The 20,308-nt window shown below is 70.6% G+C and carries 22 protein-coding genes and 1 riboswitch; of the genes, 10 read left to right on the top strand and 12 right to left on the bottom strand.

Translation table 11 applies throughout. The annotated features are described in order from the left end of the window. Positions 1-97 precede the first annotated feature (97 nt). Positions 98-1,375, top strand: a complete 1,278-nt coding sequence (locus tag QRN19_RS08985) for a CDP-alcohol phosphatidyltransferase family protein (protein ID WP_285026449.1) — start codon at positions 98-100, stop codon at positions 1,373-1,375. Positions 1,376-1,455: 80 nt separating this feature from the next. After that, on the top strand, positions 1,456-2,139 hold the full coding sequence (locus tag QRN19_RS08980; protein ID WP_285026448.1) for an HAD family hydrolase: 684 nt from the start codon (positions 1,456-1,458) through the stop codon (positions 2,137-2,139). 10 nt (positions 2,140-2,149) lie between these two features. Here the strand turns inward: QRN19_RS08980 and QRN19_RS08975 are convergent, their stop codons facing one another. Then, positions 2,150-2,671, bottom strand: a complete 522-nt coding sequence (locus QRN19_RS08975; RefSeq protein WP_285026446.1) for a DUF1622 domain-containing protein — start codon at positions 2,669-2,671, stop codon at positions 2,150-2,152. Positions 2,672-2,731: 60 nt separating this feature from the next. Further along, positions 2,732-2,832, top strand: a riboswitch (TPP riboswitch). On the opposite strand from QRN19_RS08975, the gene thiM reads away from it, so the two are divergent. The 4 genes from thiM (at position 2,824) to ppnP (ending at position 6,291) form a co-directional block, all read left to right on the top strand. Beyond that, a complete protein-coding gene (gene thiM, locus QRN19_RS08970) occupies positions 2,824-3,675 on the top strand; it encodes a hydroxyethylthiazole kinase (protein WP_285026445.1) in 852 nt (283 codons plus the stop codon). Its footprint overlaps the riboswitch before it by 9 nt. Then, positions 3,672-4,382, top strand: a complete 711-nt coding sequence (gene thiE / locus QRN19_RS08965) for a thiamine phosphate synthase (protein ID WP_285026443.1) — start codon at positions 3,672-3,674, stop codon at positions 4,380-4,382. The genes thiM and thiE overlap by 4 nt, the downstream gene beginning before the upstream one ends. Further along, positions 4,379-5,947: a bifunctional hydroxymethylpyrimidine kinase/phosphomethylpyrimidine kinase gene (locus QRN19_RS08960; RefSeq protein WP_285026442.1), complete on the top strand. Its 1,569-nt coding sequence runs from the start codon at positions 4,379-4,381 to the stop codon at positions 5,945-5,947. Before thiE ends, QRN19_RS08960 begins: the two co-directional genes overlap by 4 nt. A gap of 47 nt (positions 5,948-5,994) precedes the next feature. After that, positions 5,995-6,291 (top strand): pyrimidine/purine nucleoside phosphorylase, encoded by a 297-nt coding sequence (gene ppnP, locus QRN19_RS08955; RefSeq protein WP_064296149.1) that lies wholly within the window; start codon positions 5,995-5,997, stop codon positions 6,289-6,291. Positions 6,292-6,377: 86 nt separating this feature from the next. Here ppnP and QRN19_RS08950 read toward each other — a convergent pair whose 3' ends face one another. From QRN19_RS08950 to QRN19_RS08940, 3 genes are all read right to left on the bottom strand, one after another. After that, positions 6,378-6,779 carry a hypothetical protein gene (locus QRN19_RS08950; RefSeq protein WP_285026439.1) on the bottom strand — a complete coding sequence of 134 codons (402 nt, stop codon included), beginning with the start codon at positions 6,777-6,779 and terminating at the stop codon, positions 6,378-6,380. A gap of 51 nt (positions 6,780-6,830) precedes the next feature. Continuing rightward, on the bottom strand, positions 6,831-7,535 hold the full coding sequence (locus tag QRN19_RS08945) for an ABC transporter ATP-binding protein (RefSeq protein WP_285026437.1): 705 nt from the start codon (positions 7,533-7,535) through the stop codon (positions 6,831-6,833). A 61-nt stretch (positions 7,536-7,596) separates the two neighbouring features. Continuing rightward, the gene (locus tag QRN19_RS08940) at positions 7,597-8,682 is read right to left on the bottom strand and encodes an ABC transporter permease (RefSeq protein WP_285026436.1); all 1,086 of its coding nucleotides are present in this window, start codon (positions 8,680-8,682) and stop codon (positions 7,597-7,599) included. A gap of 176 nt (positions 8,683-8,858) precedes the next feature. Here QRN19_RS08940 and QRN19_RS08935 point away from each other — a divergent pair, with 176 nt between their 5' ends. Then, positions 8,859-10,124, top strand: a complete 1,266-nt coding sequence (locus QRN19_RS08935) for a sensor histidine kinase (protein ID WP_285026435.1) — start codon at positions 8,859-8,861, stop codon at positions 10,122-10,124. Next, positions 10,117-10,773 (top strand): response regulator transcription factor, encoded by a 657-nt coding sequence (locus tag QRN19_RS08930; protein ID WP_285026433.1) that lies wholly within the window; start codon positions 10,117-10,119, stop codon positions 10,771-10,773. Before QRN19_RS08935 ends, QRN19_RS08930 begins: the two co-directional genes overlap by 8 nt. 121 nt (positions 10,774-10,894) lie before the next feature. On the opposite strand, the gene QRN19_RS08925 is transcribed toward QRN19_RS08930, so the two are convergent. The 7 genes from QRN19_RS08925 to QRN19_RS08895 all read right to left on the bottom strand — a co-directional run bounded on the left by QRN19_RS08925 (position 10,895) and on the right by QRN19_RS08895 (position 16,993). Then, positions 10,895-12,265, bottom strand: a complete 1,371-nt coding sequence (locus tag QRN19_RS08925) for a cryptochrome/photolyase family protein (protein WP_285026431.1) — start codon at positions 12,263-12,265, stop codon at positions 10,895-10,897. A 274-nt stretch (positions 12,266-12,539) separates the two neighbouring features. After that, the gene (locus QRN19_RS08920) at positions 12,540-13,100 is read right to left on the bottom strand and encodes a methylated-DNA--[protein]-cysteine S-methyltransferase (protein WP_285026429.1); all 561 of its coding nucleotides are present in this window, start codon (positions 13,098-13,100) and stop codon (positions 12,540-12,542) included. Beyond that, complete coding sequence (locus QRN19_RS08915; RefSeq protein WP_285026427.1) at positions 13,097-14,599, bottom strand: DNA-3-methyladenine glycosylase 2; 1,503 nt, start codon at positions 14,597-14,599, stop codon at positions 13,097-13,099. Before QRN19_RS08915 ends, QRN19_RS08920 begins: the two co-directional genes overlap by 4 nt. A gap of 89 nt (positions 14,600-14,688) precedes the next feature. Next, positions 14,689-15,120 (bottom strand): MarR family winged helix-turn-helix transcriptional regulator, encoded by a 432-nt coding sequence (locus QRN19_RS08910; RefSeq protein ID WP_285026425.1) that lies wholly within the window; start codon positions 15,118-15,120, stop codon positions 14,689-14,691. 322 nt (positions 15,121-15,442) lie between these two features. Further along, complete coding sequence (locus QRN19_RS08905) at positions 15,443-15,811, bottom strand: Asp23/Gls24 family envelope stress response protein (RefSeq protein ID WP_285026423.1); 369 nt, start codon at positions 15,809-15,811, stop codon at positions 15,443-15,445. Further along, positions 15,804-16,421, bottom strand: coding sequence for an Asp23/Gls24 family envelope stress response protein (locus QRN19_RS08900; RefSeq protein ID WP_285026421.1), 618 nt, complete (start codon positions 16,419-16,421; stop codon positions 15,804-15,806). The genes QRN19_RS08905 and QRN19_RS08900 overlap by 8 nt, the downstream gene beginning before the upstream one ends. Further along, positions 16,418-16,993: an RNA polymerase sigma factor gene (locus QRN19_RS08895; RefSeq protein ID WP_285026419.1), complete on the bottom strand. Its 576-nt coding sequence runs from the start codon at positions 16,991-16,993 to the stop codon at positions 16,418-16,420. The genes QRN19_RS08900 and QRN19_RS08895 overlap by 4 nt, the downstream gene beginning before the upstream one ends. A gap of 166 nt (positions 16,994-17,159) precedes the next feature. Between QRN19_RS08895 and QRN19_RS08890 the strand changes: the two genes are divergently transcribed. Beyond that, positions 17,160-18,434: an AI-2E family transporter gene (locus QRN19_RS08890; protein WP_285026418.1), complete on the top strand. Its 1,275-nt coding sequence runs from the start codon at positions 17,160-17,162 to the stop codon at positions 18,432-18,434. Next, positions 18,434-19,441, top strand: a complete 1,008-nt coding sequence (locus QRN19_RS08885; RefSeq protein WP_285026416.1) for a DMT family transporter — start codon at positions 18,434-18,436, stop codon at positions 19,439-19,441. The genes QRN19_RS08890 and QRN19_RS08885 overlap by 1 nt, the downstream gene beginning before the upstream one ends. A 76-nt stretch (positions 19,442-19,517) precedes the next feature. Here QRN19_RS08885 and QRN19_RS08880 read toward each other — a convergent pair whose 3' ends face one another. Continuing rightward, positions 19,518-20,225 (bottom strand): winged helix-turn-helix domain-containing protein, encoded by a 708-nt coding sequence (locus QRN19_RS08880; protein ID WP_079003301.1) that lies wholly within the window; start codon positions 20,223-20,225, stop codon positions 19,518-19,520. Positions 20,226-20,308: the final 83 nt, after the last annotated feature.

The following is a 20,308-nucleotide window of genomic DNA, read 5'->3' as shown; positions in this document are numbered from 1 at the left end:
AACGACTCCTCGGGGAGGGGAGGGCTCGGCTCGTCCGTAGACTTGGGCGAGCCGCGCCCCACCCAGGAGTGCGGCTCGCACTGCTGAACGGGGATCCGTGGACATCATCGGGTGGGTGAACGACGCCGCGACGGCGCTGCCCGATCCGCTGATCTGGCTCCTCGGGCTCCTGTTCACGACCGCCGAGTCCGGCCTCTGGCTCGGCCTCGTGGTCCCCGGTGAACCGGCGGTGCTCCTCCTCGCGGCCATGCTCGACTCCGCCCCCGGTGCCCTCGTGCTGTTCCTCGCTGTCGCCCTCGGCGGATCGTTCGGTGACCAGCTCGGCTACCTCATCGGTCGTCGTTCCGGTGGTCGCCTCCGTGACTCGGCCATCGTCCGGCGTCTCGGCGTCGACGGCTGGGACCGCGCGGTCGAGGCGCTCGAGCGACGTGGAGCCCAGGCCGTCTTCCTCACGCGGCTCGTCCCCGTGCTCCGGTGCCTGACCCCCACCGCCGCCGGGGTCGCCCGCGTGCCCTACCGGTCGTTCCTCGCGGCGTCCGTGCTGGGCTCCCTCCTCTGGTCCGCTGTCTACGTCGGGGTCGGCTCCCTCGTCCGCGCCACACTCGACACCGTCCGCCAGTACCTCGGTGCCACCGGCTGGGTGCTGCTGTTCGCGCTCGTCGTGGTGGTGACGGTCATCGCGATCGCCCGATTCCGCCGTGGTGCCGCGATCCCCGGCGATGAGGCGATGATCCCGGTGACGCTGCACGAGAAGACGCCGCTCGCGCGCCTCCGGACGCAGTTGTTCTCCGACGACGACTGGAAGAACCTGCCGAACGCGATCACGGCGGGACGTATCGTCCTGCTCCCGGTCTTCGCCGCCCTCGTGATCACCGGGGCTTACTGGGCTGCACTCGTCGTCGGCGCGGTCGTGTTCCTGAGCGACGTCGCCGACGGGCAGATCGCGCGCCGCATGGGCACGGTGTCCGCACTCGGCACCTGGCTCGACGGGGTCGCCGACCGGCTGACCGTGGTCGTGGTCGCCGCGTCGTTCGCCATCGCGCAGATCATCCCGTGGCAGGTGTTCGTGGTCATGATCGTCCCCGACCTCCTGCTCGCGTTCGTCGCCGTCGTCGCGTTCCGAGGGACGCCCGAGGTGCCGGTGAGCATCGCGGGCAAGATCCGGACGGTGTTCCTCTTCGTCGGCTTCTTCGCGCTGCTCACCGGCCTCGCGCTCGGCGGCGGGGATCCGGCGTCGGCGCTCTACCGGGTGTTCGGCGGCGTCGGCTTCGTCGCGATCCTCCTCGGACTGCTCGGCCACTTCGTCGCCGCGACCCAGTATGCGCGACGCATGGTCGTCACCTGGCAGCGACAGGGTGTCCGCGCGTCCCGCTGACCGCCGCGCCGGCCGTCGTGGCAGGTCACCGCCGGATGGCACACGGCCACGCCGCAGGCGGGGTCGTTTAGGCTCGGAGCATGCCAGTCGACTATCCGGACCTCGTCATCTTCGACTGCGACGGCACGCTCGTCGACACGGAACGCATCTCCGTCCGGGTGAACCTGCAGCTGCTCAACGAGGTCGGCGGCGACTACACCGAGGCTGAGGTGCGGGAGCTCTTCGTCGGCGCCTCGCTCGAGACCTACGCGACGCTCGTCGAGCAGCGCCTCGGGAAGCCGCTCGAGGCCGACTGGATCCAGCGCTGGAGCGACATGTTCCGCGGCATCTGCGAGCGCGAGCTCGAAGCGGTCGACGGGGTGGTCGACGCCCTCGACGGCATCGCGGCGACCGGGGTGCCGCTCTGCGTCGCCTCGAACGGGATGCTGCACGACGTCGTCCGCAACCTCGGGCAGGTCGGTATCCACGACCGCTTCGACGGTCGCATCTTCAGCGCGACCGACGTCGCCGTGGGCAAGCCCGCACCCGACCTCTTCCTCCACGCCGCCGCCGACTTCGACACCGCGCCCGAGCGGTGCGCGGTCGTCGAGGACAGCGTCGTCGGCGTCCTGGCTGCCCGCGCGGCCGGCATGACGGTGTACGCCTACGCCGGTGGCATGACGCCCGCCGAGCGCCTCGTCGGCGACGGCACCCACGTCTTCGACGACATGCGCCTGCTGCCCGACCTCATCCGCGACACCTGGGCGACCTCCGCAGCACGCTAGCCGCGCCGCACTAGCTGCGACTGCGGAGCTCGGGGAAGCCGTCCTCATCGTCGGGGCTGGTCTGCGCCGTGACCGTCGGTGCCGGCATCGAACCGGAGGGTTCGAGATCCTGGACCGAGGCGTCCTGTTCCTCGGCGCGACGTCGGGTGCGTTCGCCGCCGCGCTTGACGGCACGGTCGAACAGCTGCGGGCCGGTCGTCGCCAGGCGCCTCCAGGGGAGGGTGCCCTCGATCTCGATCTGGAGGGAGAAGCTCAGCAGGGTGCGGATGACGACGATGATCGCGAGGACGAGTGCGTCGGTCAGCGACGGTGTCGACGTGACCGTCTTCACGAGGTCGGCGGCCACGAGGATCTCCAGCCCGAGCAGGATGACCGAGCCGATCGTCTCCCGCAGCATCCGGAAGGCCCGTGCACCGTCGCGTGTGCTCCACCACAGGCGGGCCGAGAGCGTGACGGCGATCACGAAGCCCACGACCATCGCCCCGACACCGGCGACCTCGAAGACGATGGTGACCAGCTCGAAGAAGTCCATCCCTCCATCATCCTCGCCCGCCCACTGGACGGGAAGCCGGACCGACCCGCTAGGGTGGTCGCGAGTGACACGGGGTGCCGATCCCACGACGATCGGCTGAGAACACACCCGTCGAACCTGATCTCGTTAGTCCGAGCGAAGGGATGTCGCGAATGAGCATTCGCACACCGCAGCAGTCTGCCCACCCGTCCACCGACGAGCCGTCCGTCGGCGAGTACGCGAGCGCCTCGGGGGTCCTCCTCGACCGCCTGCGCGAGCGCACGCCGCTCGTCCAATCGATCACGAACGCCGTGGTGACGGGCTTCACCGCGAACGTCCTGCTCGCCGTCGGCGCCGCCCCGGCGATGACCGACATCCCCACCGAGGCCGGACCGTTCGCCCGCATCGCCTCCGGGGTGCTCCTCAACCTCGGGACGCCGCAGGCGGAGCAGCGCGACGCCATGGTCGAAGCCGCCACCGCCGCGAACGACGCCGGCACCCCGTGGGTGCTCGACCCCGTCGCCGTCGGCTTCCTGCCGGTGCGGACGGCGCTCGCATCCGACCTCCTCGCTCTCCGGCCGACGATCGTCCGCGGCAACGCCAGCGAGATCATCGCGCTCGCGGGACTGGGCGCCGGCGGTCGCGGGGTCGACAGCACCGACTCGGTCGACAGCGCGATCGAGGCGGCCACTGCGATCGCCCGCACCTCGGGTGCCGTCGTCGCGATCTCCGGCCCGACGGACGTCATCACCGACGGTGAGCGGATCGTCCGCTGTTCGAACGGACACGCCTGGCTCACCCTCGTGACGGGCGGTGGCTGTGCCCTCGGGGCCGTACTCGCCGCCTTCGCGTCACTCGACGACGACCGGCTGCTGACGACGGTCGCGGCGACCACCGCGTACACGGTCGCCGCGCAGCTGGCGGCTGCGGAGACCCGGGGCCCCGGCTCGTTCGCTCCCGCCTTCCTCGACCACCTCCACCTCCTCGACGCCGACACCGTCCGTACCCTGGCGGTGATCGCGTGAGCGCCTCGACCACCGCGGACCGGGTCCTCGCGGCCCGTTCGCACGCCGAGCTCGTGCGCCGCGGCATCGCCACCTACCTCGTCACGGATGCTTCGGCGAGCGGTGATCGCGGTGTCCTCGACGTCGTGCGCCGAGCCGTCGACGGCGGGGTGACCGCAGTCCAGCTGCGGGAGAAGACCGCATCGGCGCGAGAGCTGTTCGACCTGACCGTGCGCGCGGCGGAGGTCGTCGCCGGTCGGGCGCTGCTCCTCATCGACGACCGGGTCGACGTCTTCCTCGCCGCCCGTTCTGCCGGCGCCGTCGTCCACGGCGTCCACGTGGGTCAGAGCGATCTCCCCGTCGACGCCGTGCGTCGCATCGTGGGGCAGGCCGCCGTCGTGGGGCTGACGGCGAACACCCCGGCGCACCTCGCTGCGGTCGCAGCACTGCAACCCGGGACGGTCGACTACCTGGGCGTCGGTGTCATCCGCCCGACGACGACCAAGCCGGACCACCCGGAGCCGCTGGGCGTCGCGGGGTTCGCCGCCATCGCCGCCGCGACCCCGCTCCCGTGCGTCGCGATCGGCGGTGTCTCGCTGGAGGACACGGCAGAGCTCCACGCCGCCGGTGCCGCCGGGCTCGCCGTGGTCTCCGCCATCTGCGCCGCCGACGATCCGGCTGATGCCGCACGGGCGTTCCGCGCGGCCTGGACCGAGGTCTCGGCATGAGCGCCGTGGAACAGACGACGACTCCGGCGGCGTCGACCTCGGACCGGGTGCACGGTCGACGACCCGTCACGATCCGCGAGACACCCCGGGTACTGAGCATCGCCGGGACCGACCCGACCGGTGGTGCCGGGATCCAGGCCGACCTCAAGAGCATCGCCGCGAACGGCGGATACGGCATGGCGGTCGTCACCGCACTCGTCGCGCAGAACACCCGGGGCGTCCGATCCGTGCACACCCCGCCCGTCGGGTTCCTCCGCGAGCAGTTGGACGCGGTCGCGGACGACGTGGTGATCGACGCGGTCAAGATCGGGATGCTGGGCGACGTCGCGATCATCGACACCGTGTCGACCTGGCTGCAGGAGACGGTGACCGGACCCGTCGTCCTCGACCCGGTGATGGTGGCGACGAGCGGCGACCGCCTCCTCCACCGCGACGCCGAGGCGGCCATGCGCGCGCTCCTGCCACACGTCGACCTCGTCACCCCGAACCTGCCGGAGCTCGCCGTGTTGGCGGACGAACCGGTGGCGACGAGCTGGGCCGACGCACTCGCCCAGGCGGAGCGGGTGTCGGCGCAGGCGGGCGTGATCGTGCTCGTGAAGGGCGGGCACCTGACGGGGACGACCGCGTGCCCGGATGCGCTCGTCGACGCCGCGGGTGGTCTGGGCGACGACCGATCACTCGTCGAGTTCGACGGTCTTCGAGTCGATACACGGAACACCCACGGGACCGGGTGCTCCTTGTCGAGCGCGATGGCCACCCTCGTCGTCCGTTCGGGGTCTTGGACCGAGGCGCTCGGCGAGGCGAAGTCGTGGCTCACGTCGAGCCTCCGGCACGCGGACGCGCTCGAGGTCGGCTCGGGCAACGGCCCGATCAGCCACTTCGCCGAGCTCTGGGCGTCGGCCGGGATGGCATCGGGTCGCCAGGACGGCACCGGCATCCTCACGGGCTGGTGGGAGGACATCGCGGAGGTGCGGGCCAGGATCGACGACCTGCCGTTCGTGACGACGCTCGCGGACGGCACCCTCGACCCTGCCCGGTTCGCCTGGTACCTGCAGCAGGACGCGATCTACCTGCGGGCCTACTCGCGGGTCCTCGCGAGAGCGAGTGCCTTGGCGCCGACGGCCGAGGAACAGGTGTTCTGGGCGACCGGCGCGGCGGGCTCGATCGAGGCCGAGATGGAGCTGCACCGCACCTGGCTCAGTACGTATGCCGTCAGCGGTATGAACGTGGAACCGTCGGTGACGACCACGGCGTACCTCGACCACCTGCACGCGGCGACGGTCGACGGCGACTACGGGCGGGTGGTCGCCGCCGTGTTGCCCTGCTACTGGATCTACCAGGATCTCGGTGAACGGCTCGTCAGCGCATCGCACGCGGAGCACCCCTTCGCGGCGTGGCTCGACACCTACGCCGACCCCGCCTTCGCGACCGCGAACGCCCGGGCGATCGAGATCGTCGCCGGGGCGGCAGCTCGCGCGGACGAGACCGGCCGCGACACGATGCGACGGGCGTTCCTGGCGTCGGCGGCACACGAGGAGGCGTTCTTCGCCGAGCCGATACGATGAAGGCCGGATCCGCCGCCGCGATCCCGGACCACGACGAGAGGCCCCTGATGCTGACGAGCAACGAGTACTTCGACGGCAACGTGAAGTCGATCGGCTTCACCACGAACGAGCCCGGTGCGGAGTCGGCCAGCGTCGGAGTGATGGAGCCGGGGGAGTACACCTTCACCACGGGCAAGGCCGAGGAGATGTCGGTGATCTCCGGCAAGCTCCGCGTGTTGCTGCCGAACACGAGTGCCTGGCAGGACTTCGGGCCCGACGCGCAGTTCAGTGTCCCGGGGAGCAGCAGCTTCCAGGTCGAGGTCGAGGTCACGACCGCGTACCTCTGCCGCTACCTCAACATCTGAACGCCCTTCGACAGGCTCAGGGACCGGGGTGGGTGCGCCCTTCGACAGGCTCAAGGGCAGGTTCGGGTCGTCCGAGCGTCCCCGGCTCAGGATCGGTCGACGACCTCGAGTGTGAGGACGACGGTCGAATCGTCGGAGCTGTTCGTCAGCGTCACCGTCGTGCTCCCGACCTCGAGCGGCTGCAGACCGGGGTTGAAGGACGCGCCGCCGCGGGATCCGCCCGGCACGTACTCCGCGATCGACCGATCCTCGATCTCCGCGGACCACACGGTCGGATCGACGGCGACGAGGTCCACGACGTTGTCGAGGTCGACGGTGACCGTGCGACCGTCCTGATCGACGAGCTGCACGATGACGGGTGCGATCACGCCGGCCTCGCTCGGGGAGCTCTGACCGGAAGGAGCGTCCCCACCACCGGTGCAGGCACTCATGCCGAGCACGGCTCCGACGATCGCGATCACGGTCAGCCCACGGGCGGCACGGCGCATGGCGGTCCTCTCTCGACGTGACCTCACCCTACCGCCGGGCGACGGTGGACCTCAGGACCGCAGGGACAGCGCGTCGGCGGCGGCGCTGAGCCGGCCGTCCTCCATGACGAGCACCTGGTCCATCCGGTCGAGGTGGCTCCGGTCGTGGGTGACCAGCAACGTCGCGGCGCCCGAGGTCGTGGTGAGTTCGAGGATGAGCTCGATGATCGCGGATCCCCGCTCGTGGTCGAGGGCACTGGTCGGCTCGTCCACGACGAGGGCGTCGGGCTCGTTCATGAGGGCGCGCGCGATGTTGACCCGCTGCCGCTGACCACCGGAGAGCTGGTGCGGCCGCTTGCCGGCCTGGTCGGCGAGTCCAACCGCGGCGAGCAGCATCGCTGCCCGCTCGCGGGTGCGCGTCCGGTCAGCCCGCGACGTGCGGCCGCCGAGCGTCCCGAGGACGCACAGCTGCTCGAGGGCCGTGAGCGACGGCAGCAGGTTGGCCTGCTGGAACACGATGCCGAGCCTCGTGCGGCGGAAGTCGGAGGCCGCACGGCGGTCGAGGGAGGTGACGTCGACCCCGGCCACCTCCACGAGGCCGCTGTCGGGCCGGATGAGGCCGGCCGCGACGGCGAGCACGCTCGACTTCCCGGAGCCCGAGGGCCCGGTGAGCGCTGTGACGGTCCCGGCCGGGACGGTGAGGGTCGCGTGGTCGACGGCGGTGACGCGGTGGTCACCGTCGGGGAAGGTGAGGGTGACGTCGGTGAGCGAGATCATGCGGTGACTCCGATGGTGACGAGGGTGGGTGCGAGGAAGGATGCGGGAAGGGCGTGCGCGTTCACCGGTTGCCGCCGAGCGCGGTCAACGGGTCGGCCGAGAGGATGGACCGCAGGGCGAACGCTGCGCCGATCAAGCCGAGGGCGATCATGATCACCCCGGGCACGAGCGTCTTCAGTGGGCTGAGTACGAAGGGCAGCGCCGTGCCAGCCGCGGAACCGAGTGCGGCGGTGATGCCGATGCCGAGTCCGACGCCGAGGACGAGGAGGACGAGGGCCTGGCCGAGCGCATCGAGCGACAGCCGACGGGTCGTCGCGCCCAGCGCTTTGAGGATCGCCACGTCGCCCGCGCGCTGCATGGTCCACACCGTGAAGAAGGCTCCGATGACGAGCGCGGAGATCCCGAACAGCATGGCGACCATGAGGAGGAGCGATCCGATCTCGGAGCGGAACGAGCCGATCGCGAGCAGGGACGCCAGGACGTCCTTCGACACCGTGCCGGTGGCCTGCTCCGCTTCCGCCACCGCATCGGCGCTCGGGTTCCCGGTGATGGCGAGCGCGGTCGCTCCGTCGCCGGGGGACCCTTGCGCGGCCTGCAGCGACCGCCAGTCCGACAGGCTCGTCCAGACGACCGTCGTGTGGCTGTACCACTGGTCGTCGACGACCGATTCGACCTCGAGGTCGCTGCCACCGATCGAGACGGTGTCTCCTCGGGAGACGTGGAGGGCCTCCGCGGCGGTCCGACTCAGGCGGACGGTCCCGTCGGTGGGCACGTCGGCGGCGCGACCCGCGACGGCGTCACCGCTGATCCCGAACAGTGCCACGGAGGTGCGTGCATCGTCCGTGGTCATCCGCGTCTGGCTGATGCCGAGCTCCTGGACGCCGTCCACCCCGGGGACCGCAGCCCACGTGGTGGCCGCGTCCGCGCCGATCGTGGAGTCCGCGAACGTCGCCTGCTCGCCGTCGGACGGGGCCGCGAGGACGATGCTCGACGCACCCAGCCCGGTGATCGCCGAGATGTTCTGGTTCGCCAGTCCCGCGGTGAGGCCGCTGAGGAATCCGACGAGCAGGGTGATGAGGGCGACGACCGCCCCGATCAGCACGAAGCGACCGGTGGCGAAGCGCATGTCGCGCCAGGCGACGAACATGGGGACTCCTTGTCAGCCGCCCGACGGCGTCTCCGTGGTGCGGCAGGATTCCAGCCTCGTCGTGTCGCCGACGCCGGGCATCGTCGGACGGGACGGTCCTCCGGCGCGGTCAGGTGGAGGCGACGTTCCACCTTTCTGATGATTCGCGAGGACGATCCCCGCCGTACGCTGGGCGGATGAAGCACTCGGCACTCAGCCCCGTGTTCACCGGCCTGCAACTCGGCCTCCACGGCCTCGTCGCGGCACTCATCGTGCTCGTGATCGCGCGATCCGTCTCGGTCGGTGGCCGGGCGGCCCTCGCAGCGATCGTCCTCGCCGTCGTCATGCTGCTCACCTATGCCGCTGGCGCGATCCTCGGCGGTCGGGTCCGCCGTGCAGTGGCCGCCACCGGAGGGACCGATCGCGCCACCGCGCCGGCGGGCGTGCGTCGAGGTCGGGTGTCGGTCCTCGCCTGGCTGGTGGTGCTCAGCGTCGAGTGGGTGGTCCTCGTGCTGCTCAGCCCGGATGCCGCCTACCTCGTCTTCCCGTTGTTCTTCCTCTATCTGCACCTCCTCCCCAGGGCCGTCGCGGTGCCCGCCGTCGTGATCGCCACCATCGCCGCGGTCGTCGCGATCGGTCTGCACGCCGGCTTCAGCGTCGGGGGAGTCGTGGGCCCGCTCGTCGGTGCGGCCGTGGCCGTCGCGATCGGACTCGGCTACGAGGCGCTGGCCCGGGAGGCGGCCGAGCGGGAGCGACTCATCGCCGAGCTCGTCGCGGCACGCGAGGAGCTCGCCGAGCGGGGCCGGCAGGCGGGCAAGCTGGCGGAGCGGGAGCGCCTCGCCGCCGACCTCCACGACACGGTCGCCCAGGCCCTGTCGAGCATCCAACTGCTCCTGCATGCGGCCGAACGCTCCGCCGTCGAGCAGCCGGGCACGGAGCAGCTGCGTTCGCACATCGGGCTGGCCCGGGACGCCGCAGCGACGGCCCTCGCCGAGACGCGCAGCCTCATCGACGAGCTGAGCCCGCCGGCGTTGGTGGGTGCGACGATCGCGGACGCGCTCGGGCGGCTCGCCGAGACGACGACCGCCCAGAGCGGCACGCCGGTCTCCACGACGGTCACCGGCGATGCGTTCGTCCTCGGCACGCCGGTGACGACCGCGCTCCTCCGGGCCGCGCAGAGCAGTCTCGCGAACGTCGTCCGGCATGCCGGAGCGAGCCGGGCGGACGTCACCCTCACCTACCTCGACGAGGAGGTCATCCTCGACATCGACGACGACGGGGTGGGGTTCGATCCGGCGAGGGTCGCCGAGCGCACTGCGGGCGGATCGTTCGGCATGATGTCCATGCGACGTCGCATCACCGAACTGGGTGGCGAGGTCGAGGTGCGCAGCGCGCCGGGCGCCGGTACGACCATCACCGTGCGGTTCGCGGCACCAGGAGGAAAAGGGGACGTCCGTGCGTGACGATGCGACCGATGCCGGGGAACCGACGGTCATCCGGGTCGTGGTGGCGGACGACCACCCGATCGTCCGAGCCGGACTCCTCGCGGTGCTCGCGCCGATCGCCGACATCGAGGTGGTCGGGACCGCGTCGACCGCAGCCGAGGCCGTTGCCGCCGCACCCGGCGCGGACCTCGTCCTCATGGACCTGAGCTTCGGCGACGGTCCGACGGGGATCGATGCGACGAGGGAGATCGCGTCGCTGGCTGGCGGTCCGTCGGTCCTCGTGCTGACGAACTACGACTCCGACGCCGACATCCTCGGCGCGATCGAAGCCGGAGCCGCGGGGTATCTGTTGAAGGACGCCGCCCCGGAGGACCTGATCGACGGCATCCGCTCGGCGGCCGGCGGGAACTCGGTGCTCGGGCCGGCCGTGGCGACCCGGCTGGTCGCTCGGGTGAGCGCGCCCCAGCAGGCGCTGAGCGCGCGGGAGATCGAGGTGCTCGCGCGGGCGGCCGAGGGGCTCACCAACCTCGAGATCGCCGGGCGACTGCACGTCGGGGAGACGACGGTGAAGTCGCACCTCGCCCACATCTACACGAAGCTCGACGTGTCGAACCGCTCGGCGGCGATCGCCGCGGCCCAGCGCGCGGGTCTCTTCCGCACCCGCTGAGCGCCCACCCGGCCCCTGACCCCGATCCCGGTCCTGAGCCCAATCCCTGACCCCTATCCCGGTCACTGAGCCCCACCCGGTCACTGAGCCTGTCGAAGTGTCGAAGGACGCCGCCCCGGAGCTACGCCCCCTTGACCTGCTCGTATGCCGCGAGCGCGGCCTGTCTCGTCTCGCCGAGGTCGACGATCGGCTCGGGGTAGTCGGGCGTCCCGAATTCGGGCACCCACCGCTTGATGTACGCGTCATCGGCGTCGAAGCGTTCGCGCTGCCGTTCCGGGTTGAAGATGCGGAAGTACGGCGAGGCGTCGAAGCCGCTGCCGGCGACCCACTGCCAGTTGAACGGGTTGGACGCCGGGTCGGCGTCGACGAGCGTGTCCCAGAACCAGTCCTCGCCGAGCTTCCAGTGGATGAGCAGGTTCTTGGTGAGGAACGACGCCGTCACCATCCGGATCCGGTTGTGCATGGTGCCCGTCGCCCACAACTCCCGCATGCCGGCGTCGACGAGCGGGATCCCGGTCTTCCCTGCGGTCCAGGCGTCGAACGCCTCCTGGTCGACGTCCGGCCAGGGGAACCGGTCGAAGGCCTGACGCCAGTTGCGCGTCGCGAGGTCGGGGAAGGCGAACAAGCAGTGGTAGGCGAAGTCGCGCCAGCCCAGCTCCTTGAGGAAGGTGGCGCCGTCGTCGCCGAGGTGTCGCCGGCCGTCGCGGGCGGCGTGCCAGATCTGCGGTGAGCTGATCTCGCCGAACCGGAGGTGCGGCGAGAGTCCGGAGGTCGACGGTTGGGCCGGGAAGTCGCGGTCCTCCGCGTACCCCGTGACGCCGCCGTCGAGGAACTCGGCGAGCCGTTCGTCTGCCCCGGCCTCGCCGGGCGTCCACTGCTCCCGGAGTCCACCGGCCCAGTCCGGCTTCGTCGGGAGCAGGTTCCAGGAGTCGAGCTCTTCGCCGGAGGGCGGCTCGGCCATGGCGGTCAGCGTCGTCGGCGCGGGGAGGGGGTGTCTCGGCGGGTTCGCCGTGTGCCGCTGCAGTGACGCCTTCCAGAACGGGGTGAACACCGAGTACGGCTGGCCCTGCCCGGTGACGATCTCCCACGGCTCGGCGAGGAGGTTCGCGGCGAAGCTCCTGGCGTCGAGCCCGGCCTCCTTCAGCCCCGACTTGATCCCGGCGTCGATCTCCCGCTCGGCCGCGCCGTAGCGACGGTTCCACACGACGGCACCGGCACCGATCGCGTGAGCGAGCTCGGGCACGATCGTCGCCGCGCTCCCGGATCGGAGGAGCAGCGTGCCACCGAGACCGCGGATGTCGTCGCCGAGCGCTTGCAGACTGTGGTGCAACCACCAGCGGGACGCGCCACCGAGTGGTCGCAGCTCCTCGCTGTCGTCGAGGACGAACAGGCAGAGAATCGGGGCGTCGAGCTCGACCGCTGCATGCAGGGCGGGGTTGTCGGCCAGGCGGAGGTCGTCACGGAACCATACGATCGTCGGGGCAGCAGCCATCCCGTCAGCCTACGCGGACGGTTCAGCGGAACCTCGGGGTTGACCGGACCCGCCCCTTCCGGTCACTGAGCTTGTCGAAGTGCCCACGGGCTGGCGCCGCCCTTCGACAGGCTCAGGGACCGCGGATGGGTGCTTCAGGGACCGCGGATGGGTGCTTCAGGGACAGCGGATAGGTGCTCAGGGACCGTGGATGGGTGCTTCAGGGACCGCGGATGGGCGCTCAGGGACCGTGGATGGGTGCTCAGGGACCGGTGTTCCCGCTCTCCCTGATCACTCAGCTCAGCGCGGCCTCGCGGGCGAGCAACGACTGTTTCACGTCGAGTCCCCAGGCGAACCCGCCGAGTGTCCCGTCGGTCCGGAGGACGCGATGGCACGGGACGAAGAGGGCGGGGGCGTTCGTCGCGCAGGCGCTCGCCGCAGCACGGACCGCCGACGGTCGACCGCTCGCCGCGGCGAACTCCGTGTAGGTCACCGGGTGCCCTGCGGCGATCGTCCGCAGCACTGTCCAGGCGTGCGTGCGGAACGGGCCGCCGAACTGGGCGACCGGCACCACGTCGATCGCCGTCAGGTCGCCGTCGTAGTATGCGCGGACGGCGTCCATCGCCGCGATCGTCCCCGCCACCGTCTCGCCGGGGCGGTCGGCCGGCCGGATCCGTTCGAGCATGACGCCGATGTCGTCGGACCACCCTGAGGAGAGCACCGCCCCGTCCTCGCGCGCGAGGATCGTGAAGGGGCCGTCCGGAGTGTCGACGGTCTGGCTGGTCGCGGTGAGCTGCGCGCCGGGCGCCCGGTCGTCGCCGCGGCGGACGCTCGTGCTGGAGATGATGGTGGTCATACTGCTGGACCTTTCTCGAGGGCTGAGGGCGCGGCGGTCGGTGCCGGTGTGGAGGCCGCCTTCCACAGGTGGAGGCAGAGGTAGGAGCGCCACGGGGCGAAGGCCTCCGCCTCCGCGGTGAGGGTGCGGGCGTCGGAAGGCAGGCCGAGTCGGCCGGCACCGGTGCGGACGGCGACGTCGCCGGGCAGGAAGGCGTCGGGGTTGCCGAGCACCCGCATGCTGACGTAGTCGGCCGTCCAGGGGCCGATACCCTTCCTGGCGAGCAAGCGGGTCCGGAGCTCGTCGCGGTCGTCGCCGAACCCGATCGTGAGTTCACCGGACACGAGTGCCCGCGCGACGCCGAGCAGGCTGTCGATCCGCGCTCGGGGCCCGACGAGTGCGGACTCCCCGCCGTCCGCGATCTGCGTCGCCGTCGGGAAGAGCCGGTGCAGCCCGTGTCGTTCAGGGACCGTCGTGCTCACCTCGTCCGCGAGACGGCGGAGCTGGGTGCGCGCTGCGGCCACGGTGATCTGCTGGCCGACCATCGCCCGGACCAGCATCTCCTCCGGGTCGACCGCCCCGGGGAGTCGGATGCCCGGTGTGGCCGCGACCGAGGCGGCGAGACGCGGGTCCGTCGCGAGCACGGCGTCGGCGGACGTGGGGTCGGCGTCGAGGTCGAAGAGCCGACGGACCCGCGAGACGAGCACCGGCAGGTCGGCGAGGTCCGTCACCTCGGCGGTGAGTCGGAGGTCGTCGCCGACCTGCCGGACCTCGAACCACGCCGTGCCACCGGGGAGGGCGAGGAGCCGGGCGTAGTGGTCGGGACCCGCGAGCTCGACGCCGTCCACCGCCCGTGGCGCGAGCCAGGCGAAGACGCCCGCTGCATCGAACGGGCGGCGGAACGGCAGGGACAGGGTGATCGAGCCGGGCGCGTGCTCGCCGACCGTCCGGTGTTTCGCGCGCAGCTCGCCGGGGGTGAGCTCGAACACCTCCCGCATCGTGTCGTTGAACTGCCGGATGCTCGAGAACCCGGCGGCGAAGGCGATGTCACCGAAGGGGAGATCGGTGCCGGTCAGCAGCTGTCGTGCGCCCTGCGCCCGATGCGCCCGCGCCAGCGCGAGTGGACCCGCGCCCAGCTCGGCGCTGAGGATCCGCGTCAGATGCCGGCTCGAATACCCGAGGCGCGAGGCGAGTCCAGGGACGCCCTCGCGTTCGACGACGCCGTCGGCGATGAGGCGCATGCTGCGCGCGGCGACGTCGTTGCCGAGGTTCCAGGCGGGCGTGCCCGGGACCGCCTCAGGCAGGCACCGTTTGCACGCGCGGAAGCCTGCCTCGTGCGCTGCAGCACTCGTCGCGTAGAAGGTGACGTTCTCCGGCTTCGGGGTGCGAGCCGGGCAGGACGGCCGGCAGTAGATCCCGGTGGAGCTCACGGCCGTGAAGAACTGCCCGTCGAAGCGCTGGTCGCGGGCTTGGATCGCGCGGTAGCGTTCGGCGAAGTCCATGCTCCGGGTGTCGTCCATGGTCCGAGTCTGACATGCGCGACCGGCTCGGACGAGCGGAAATCGGACACGGCAGTGGGGGCCGTGCGCGCCGGATCAGTCGGCGCGGTTCAGGCGCCGCGGAGCTTGTCGCTGAGCGCCGCGAGGGTCGCCATCTCCTGCGGGCTGAGCGAGGTGGTCACGCGTTCCGCGATCGTCGTACCGTGGGCGATGGCGACGGCGCGGTAGACGTCATAGCCCGCGTCGGTCATGCGGACGAGGGTGCCGCGGCCGTCGTCCGGGTCGGGGCATTTGCCGACCAGCCCGCGCGCGACGAGCCGATCGACCAGGCGACTGATGCTCGGCTGCGAGAGCAGCACGCTCGAGTTGAGGTCGCGCAGGCGGATGCGACGATCGGGCTCGCGCGACATCGTGTGCAGGACGTCGTACTCGTTGAGCGAGATGCCGTGGCTCGGGAAGTCGTGCGAGATGTGGCGCATCACGTCGACCTGCGCGCGGAAGAGTGACTCCCACGCGGCGATCGCGAGTCGCCTCTCGTCCATACCTGCTCCCGCTGCCGTCCGACGATCCACCACCTGAATCTATCCTGGACGGCCGTCGAGCGGTGCGTCGGGATGAGGTGGTTGCGCTCCGTATCGTCTCCGGACATGACGAGACCCGGTCGCAGAGGCTACGACCGGGTCTCTTTCCCTTGCACCAAGAGTGTCCTGCAATCACATTCCGTCAGCTGCCACAGCAAAACAACTAACGTTCCAAAACCATATAACGGATCGGTAACGAGCGGTAGTTATCGAACTGTTATTTTTGCTGGGAGTTGCCCGAGTGACGCTACCCGGACGGAGCGCGACGACTCCTGCTGCCGTGTCAGTCCTGGGAACCGCTCGGGACGACGTCGATCACGCGGACCGTGATGGACGGAACGCTCTCACCGGTGGACGAGGAGAGTCGCTCCGCGATGGCTCGGTGCACGGCCTGCGCGACGGCAGGGGAGGCCGCTTCCGCGGCCACGGAGATGTTGGTGTGGACGGTCAGGACGCCGTGGACGCGCTTGACGCTCACCCGTGCCTGCTGGTCGGGCGAGCCGAGCAGCGCGCCGACACCCTCCCTCGCAGCCCGGAGCAGCGTCGGCTCGACGGCGGTCAACCCGACCACGCCGGGCACCGCCTGCACCACGTCGTCGAGTGAGCTCGCGAGCGCACCGAGGTCGTCGTCCATCTCCGTCAGGTCACGCATCGTCCCCCACCTCTCCGATCTCGTCGGCCTCGAAGTGCAGATCGTCGACGACGATGTCGAGTCCCGCCACGACGAGGTCCGTGTGCTGCCGGAGGCTGGCGGCGACCTCCTCGCGGAACCGTGCAACCGTGTCGGCGACCGATTTGCCCCAGCCGATGCTCACCGTGACGTGGAGCATGATCGGTTCGCCGGCCACGGTGACGTCGCCCTCGAGCACGCAGCGACCGACGAGCACGCCGGGGGTGCGGTCGCCGGCACCGCGGACCAGCCCGCGGACCGTCCCCTCCGTGATGACGAGCGCGGCGTCGTCGTCGGATGCGGCGAACGGGATGTCGCGTCCGGCCTTCGCCTCACGGCCGATGTTCTCCATGATCCCGCGGATCCAGTCCTGGTCCAGGGCGGTGATCGCGGCCTCGTCAGCCTCCATCAGGGGCGTGGCGAGCGAGCGGACGCGGCGCAGGGAGCGCAGGACCCGCTGGCATTCGGGTGACTCGTCGATCGTCGGGTCGGCGGGCGTCATGTCCCGTTCGAGGTAGTCCGTGAGGGCGTCGATGCCGTGCGCGCAACCGCCCGGTTCGCCCGGTCCGGAGCCCGGAATATCGGTGTTCATCGCCACCCCTCCATGTCCTTGACCAGTGTCGCCCGAGCTCGTGCGAGACTCCCTCGGACGCTGGCGACGCTCTGCCCCAGCTGTTCGGCGATCTCCTCGTACGAGTATCCGCCGATCTCGCGGAGCACCCAAGCCTGGTGCTGTCCGTGCGGCAGTCTGTCGAGTGCTGCTGACAGTGCTCCCAGCTGCGACGACGCCTCGGCCCTCCGCTCGGGTCCGTCGCGCTCCGGTGCCTCGATGACGGCGTCGTCGGTCGATTCGGTGTCTTTGCGCTGACGCATGAGGTCGATCGCCCGGCGGCTCACGATGCGCATCAGCCAGCTCTTCACCATCGCGCCGTCCTCGAGCGTGTCGATCCGCTTCCAGGCCGAGATGAGCGCCTCCTGGACGACGTCGTCTCCGTCCGCCGAGGAGCGCGTGAGTCGCACGGCGTACGCCTTCATCATCCGGCCGTAGCGCGTGATCAGCACCTGGAATGCGCGGGTGTCGCCGTCGACGCACCGCTCCACGAGGGTCCGGTCGGTGGCCTGCTCGAGGAGGCCACTCGATGTGCGCTCTGGATCGACACCCACCGCCTGCCACCTCTCTGTGCCGGCCTGGACATCTCCCGGCGGTTTCGTCACACCCGACCGTGACATCTGCGAGTCGGGCTCCGTCTCACTACTGTAGGCACAGAGCGGAGATCCATGTGAACTGCCTCCAGCACCCCGATCGCACCACCACCGAGGAGACCGCACGATGAAGACACCCAAGCTCCGGTTGCCGGGGTTCTCCTCCACCCCGGAGGAGCGCGAAGCCAGGCGCGCCAAGCACCAGGAGGCCAAGCAGGAGCGCGCGGCGAAGGCCGCGGCATCCTCGCCGCCGTCGGCCGCCGTGGTCGCGGCCCTCCAGCCTTCGGCACCGAGCGTGCGCATCAACGCGTTCCGCATCGGCCTCGTCGGCGGTATCGGCGTGCTCGTCGCGCTCGTCATCGGCAGTATCGTCACCCAGCTCAGCACCACGCTGATCTACGTCGGCGTCGCACTGTTCATCGCGCTCGGCCTGGACCCGCTCGTGTCCTGGCTCGAACAGAAGCTGCCGCGCGGCCTCGCCATCGCCGTCGTCTTCCTCGCCGTGATCGGCGCGTTCGTCGGGATCATCTTCGCGATCGTGCCCCTGCTCGTGACGCAGATCACCAATCTCGTGAACGACTACCCCAAGATCTCCCAGCAGTTCCTGAACAGCGACTTCGTCGCCTGGGTGCAGACCACGATCGGCAACGCCTTCGACATCGACTCGGCGCTCAACGACGCGTTCTCCTTCCTCAAGGACCCCAACAATCTGCTGAACATCGGTGGCGGCATCGTCGCAGTCGGTGCGGGCGTCGCGTCCGGCATCACGGGCGCGATCATCGTCCTCATCCTGACCCTGTACTTCCTCGCGTCGCTGCGCTCGATGAAGGCGGTCACGTACCGCTTCCTCCCCGCCTACCGCCGCGAGGGCTTCGCGCAGGTGCTCGAGGAGATCACGCAGGCCGTCGGACGCTACGTCGTCGGACAGGTCGGGCTCGCGCTCGTCAACGGTGTGCTGAGCTTCATCTTCCTCAGCATCATCGGAGCGCCCTTCCCGCCGCTGCTCGCCCTCCTGGCGTTCATCGGTTCGATGATCCCGCTCGTCGGCACGCTGAGCGCCTCGATCGTGAACAGCGCGCTCTGCCTCTTCGTATCGCCGGTCACCGCGCTCATCGCGATCATCTACTACCTCATCTACATGCAGATCGAGGCCTACTTCCTGAGCCCGCGCATCATGAACAAGGCGGTCGCGGTCCCCGGTGCGCTCGTCGTCATCGCGGCCTTCGGCGGCGGCGCCCTCGGTGGCATCCTCGGCGCCCTCGTGGCGATCCCGGTCGCCGCGTCGATCATCATCATCGTGCAGAAGGTCGTCTTCCCGAGCCAGGACGCCAAGGTGGTACCGGAGAACAAACTCGGTGACGCCGAGACGGCTGCCGTCGGCACGAGCGCGGCGGCGAAGTGATGGCGACCACGTCCTTCCCGGTCCTCGCGGCCGGTGCCCTGTTGCTGTCGGGTACCGCCGGCGTGGTCGCGCAGTCGGCTCGGACGGCCGTCGACCTGGACATCCCCACGATCAGCGTCACGCCGTACCAGGCGATCGGCATCCCCATCGCGCTCGTCGGCGCCTTCTTCCTCGCGGTCGGGACCCAGCTGCAGTCCCGCGGCGTGGGCAAGGTCGAGGCGGCGTCCTCGGCGTTCGGCCTGAAGCAGCTGCCGCAGCTGCTCGGACGCCCGTCCTGGCTCATCGGCACGCTGCTCCTCGGCCTGGCGATCGTGTTCCAGCTCGTCGCACTCGGCTTCGCTCCGCTCATCGTCGTGCAGCCGCTCGGCGCGATCGCCCTCGTCATCACGGCGCTGCTGAACGCCAGGGTCACGAGGGTCAAGATCACCAAGGAACAGACCCGCGCGATGGTGCTCTGCGTCGCCGGTATCGGCCTCTTCGTCATCGTGGCGGCCCTGTACGCGGTCGAGGAGCCGATCCGTCAGCCGCAGCTCATCATCATCCTCATCATGCTCGCGGTCGTGACCGCAGCACTCGCAGCCGCGTACGCGCTCTGGCGCCGAAAGCTGCACACCGTGTTCTACGTCGTCGCGGCCGGCGTGCTGTACGGCTTCGTCGTCACGCTCGCGAAGGTCGTCATCAACCGGGTGATCACGCAGAACTTCGAGGGCCTCACCGTCGTCGGCATCATCGCGCTCCTCGTCGCAGCGGGTCTCGGTGGCTTCTTCGTGCAGAAGGCGCACCAGAGTGGGCAGCCCGACCTCGTGGTCGCCGGCCTCACCGTCGTCGACCCGCTCGTCGCGGTCGGCATCGGCATCGTGGTGCTGGGCGAGGCGTCGAACGCCCCCTGGTACGCCCTGGTGCTGTTCGTGGTGGCCGGAGCGGTGGCCGTGTTCGGCGTCTGGAAGCTCGCGATGCGACCGGTCCCGGCTCCGGGCGAGCAGCCGAAGAAGCCCCGCGTCATCTGATCGAGGACACCCGACGGGCTCGGCGAGCGGAACCCCCGCTCACGGGCCCGTCGTCTCGTGTGTCGAGCCGTCCGGCTCAGAAGAGGTCGGGCGACGGGGTGCTGGCGTAGCGGATGGACACGTCCGCGTGACGGTCGAAGCGGTAGCCGACGCCGCGCACGGTGCGGACGATGTCCTCGTAGCGGCCGAGCTTGGCGCGGAGGCGACGCACGTGGACGTCGATGGTCCGCTCGTTCGGGACCTCTTCGTCGTCGCCGGCCCGCCACAGCGAGGAGATGAGCTCCGCGCGCTCGATCGTGCGTCCTTCGCGGAGGACGAGGTACTGGAGGAGCTCGAACTCCTTGTACGTGAGCGGCGCAGCCTCGTTGTCGAGGACGAGGCGCTTCCGGGAGATGTCGACCACGACACCGGCGTGGGCGCGGTCCTGCTCCTCCTCGTCGACCTCGTCGCGGTGGGCGGCGAGTGCCGACGGGTCCTGCAGGGCGAGCCGGACGACGTCGAGGTCGCGTCCGCCGGCACCGCGCGGGGCGAGGGCGACGGCAGCGTGCGTCTCGGCCTCCGGAGCGAACTGGGCGGTCAGCGCCTTGATGGCCTCGACGATCTCACCGAGGCTCGTGCCGGCGGCCGCCGCCTTCGCCTCGTCGAGGCCGACGTACAGGACGAAGCCACGGGCTTCGGGGCCGGCCGGTACGGCGCGGACGTGCGGGGTCGCGGCCCGAGGAGCGTCCTCGACGGCGGCGAGCTGGCGGGTGGGGCGAGTGGTCTGAACGGCTGCAAGAGACATGAGTGCGAGGTCCTCGGGAGTGATGATGCTACGACGGATCGTGCGCGGTGCGCTCGGGGTGATCCCGCCTGCCGGTGGGCAGT

Source organism: Plantibacter sp. ME-Dv--P-122b (genome assembly GCF_030209375.1).
Lineage (GTDB): Bacteria > Actinomycetota > Actinomycetes > Actinomycetales > Microbacteriaceae > Plantibacter.
The sequence above is the reverse complement of the archived record's forward strand: the minus strand, read 5'-3'. Positions and strand labels throughout refer to the sequence as shown.

Excerpts from the sequence above, each read along its gene's own strand:
- QRN19_RS08900 (WP_285026421.1), bottom strand. The coding sequence starts at position 16,421 with ATGAACACCGATATTCCGGGCTCCGGACCGGGCGAACCGGGCGGTTGC.
- QRN19_RS08960 (WP_285026442.1), top strand. The coding sequence starts at position 4,379 with ATGAGCGCCGTGGAACAGACGACGACTCCGGCGGCGTCGACCTCGGAC.
- QRN19_RS08920 (WP_285026429.1), bottom strand. The coding sequence starts at position 13,100 with ATGACCACCATCATCTCCAGCACGAGCGTCCGCCGCGGCGACGACCGG.
- QRN19_RS08945 (WP_285026437.1), bottom strand. The coding sequence starts at position 7,535 with ATGATCTCGCTCACCGACGTCACCCTCACCTTCCCCGACGGTGACCAC.
- QRN19_RS08950 (WP_285026439.1), bottom strand. The coding sequence starts at position 6,779 with ATGCGCCGTGCCGCCCGTGGGCTGACCGTGATCGCGATCGTCGGAGCC.
- QRN19_RS08975 (WP_285026446.1), bottom strand. The coding sequence starts at position 2,671 with ATGGACTTCTTCGAGCTGGTCACCATCGTCTTCGAGGTCGCCGGTGTC.
- ppnP (WP_064296149.1), top strand. The coding sequence starts at position 5,995 with ATGCTGACGAGCAACGAGTACTTCGACGGCAACGTGAAGTCGATCGGC.
- QRN19_RS08925 (WP_285026431.1), bottom strand. The coding sequence starts at position 12,265 with ATGGCTGCTGCCCCGACGATCGTATGGTTCCGTGACGACCTCCGCCTG.
- QRN19_RS08980 (WP_285026448.1), top strand. The coding sequence starts at position 1,456 with ATGCCAGTCGACTATCCGGACCTCGTCATCTTCGACTGCGACGGCACG.
- QRN19_RS08940 (WP_285026436.1), bottom strand. The coding sequence starts at position 8,682 with ATGTTCGTCGCCTGGCGCGACATGCGCTTCGCCACCGGTCGCTTCGTG.
- QRN19_RS08910 (WP_285026425.1), bottom strand. The coding sequence starts at position 15,120 with ATGGACGAGAGGCGACTCGCGATCGCCGCGTGGGAGTCACTCTTCCGC.
- QRN19_RS08880 (WP_079003301.1), bottom strand. The coding sequence starts at position 20,225 with ATGTCTCTTGCAGCCGTTCAGACCACTCGCCCCACCCGCCAGCTCGCC.
- QRN19_RS08885 (WP_285026416.1), top strand. The coding sequence starts at position 18,434 with ATGGCGACCACGTCCTTCCCGGTCCTCGCGGCCGGTGCCCTGTTGCTG.
- thiM (WP_285026445.1), top strand. The coding sequence starts at position 2,824 with ATGAGCATTCGCACACCGCAGCAGTCTGCCCACCCGTCCACCGACGAG.
- QRN19_RS08915 (WP_285026427.1), bottom strand. The coding sequence starts at position 14,599 with ATGGACGACACCCGGAGCATGGACTTCGCCGAACGCTACCGCGCGATC.
- QRN19_RS08905 (WP_285026423.1), bottom strand. The coding sequence starts at position 15,811 with ATGCGTGACCTGACGGAGATGGACGACGACCTCGGTGCGCTCGCGAGC.
- QRN19_RS08890 (WP_285026418.1), top strand. The coding sequence starts at position 17,160 with ATGAAGACACCCAAGCTCCGGTTGCCGGGGTTCTCCTCCACCCCGGAG.
- QRN19_RS08935 (WP_285026435.1), top strand. The coding sequence starts at position 8,859 with ATGAAGCACTCGGCACTCAGCCCCGTGTTCACCGGCCTGCAACTCGGC.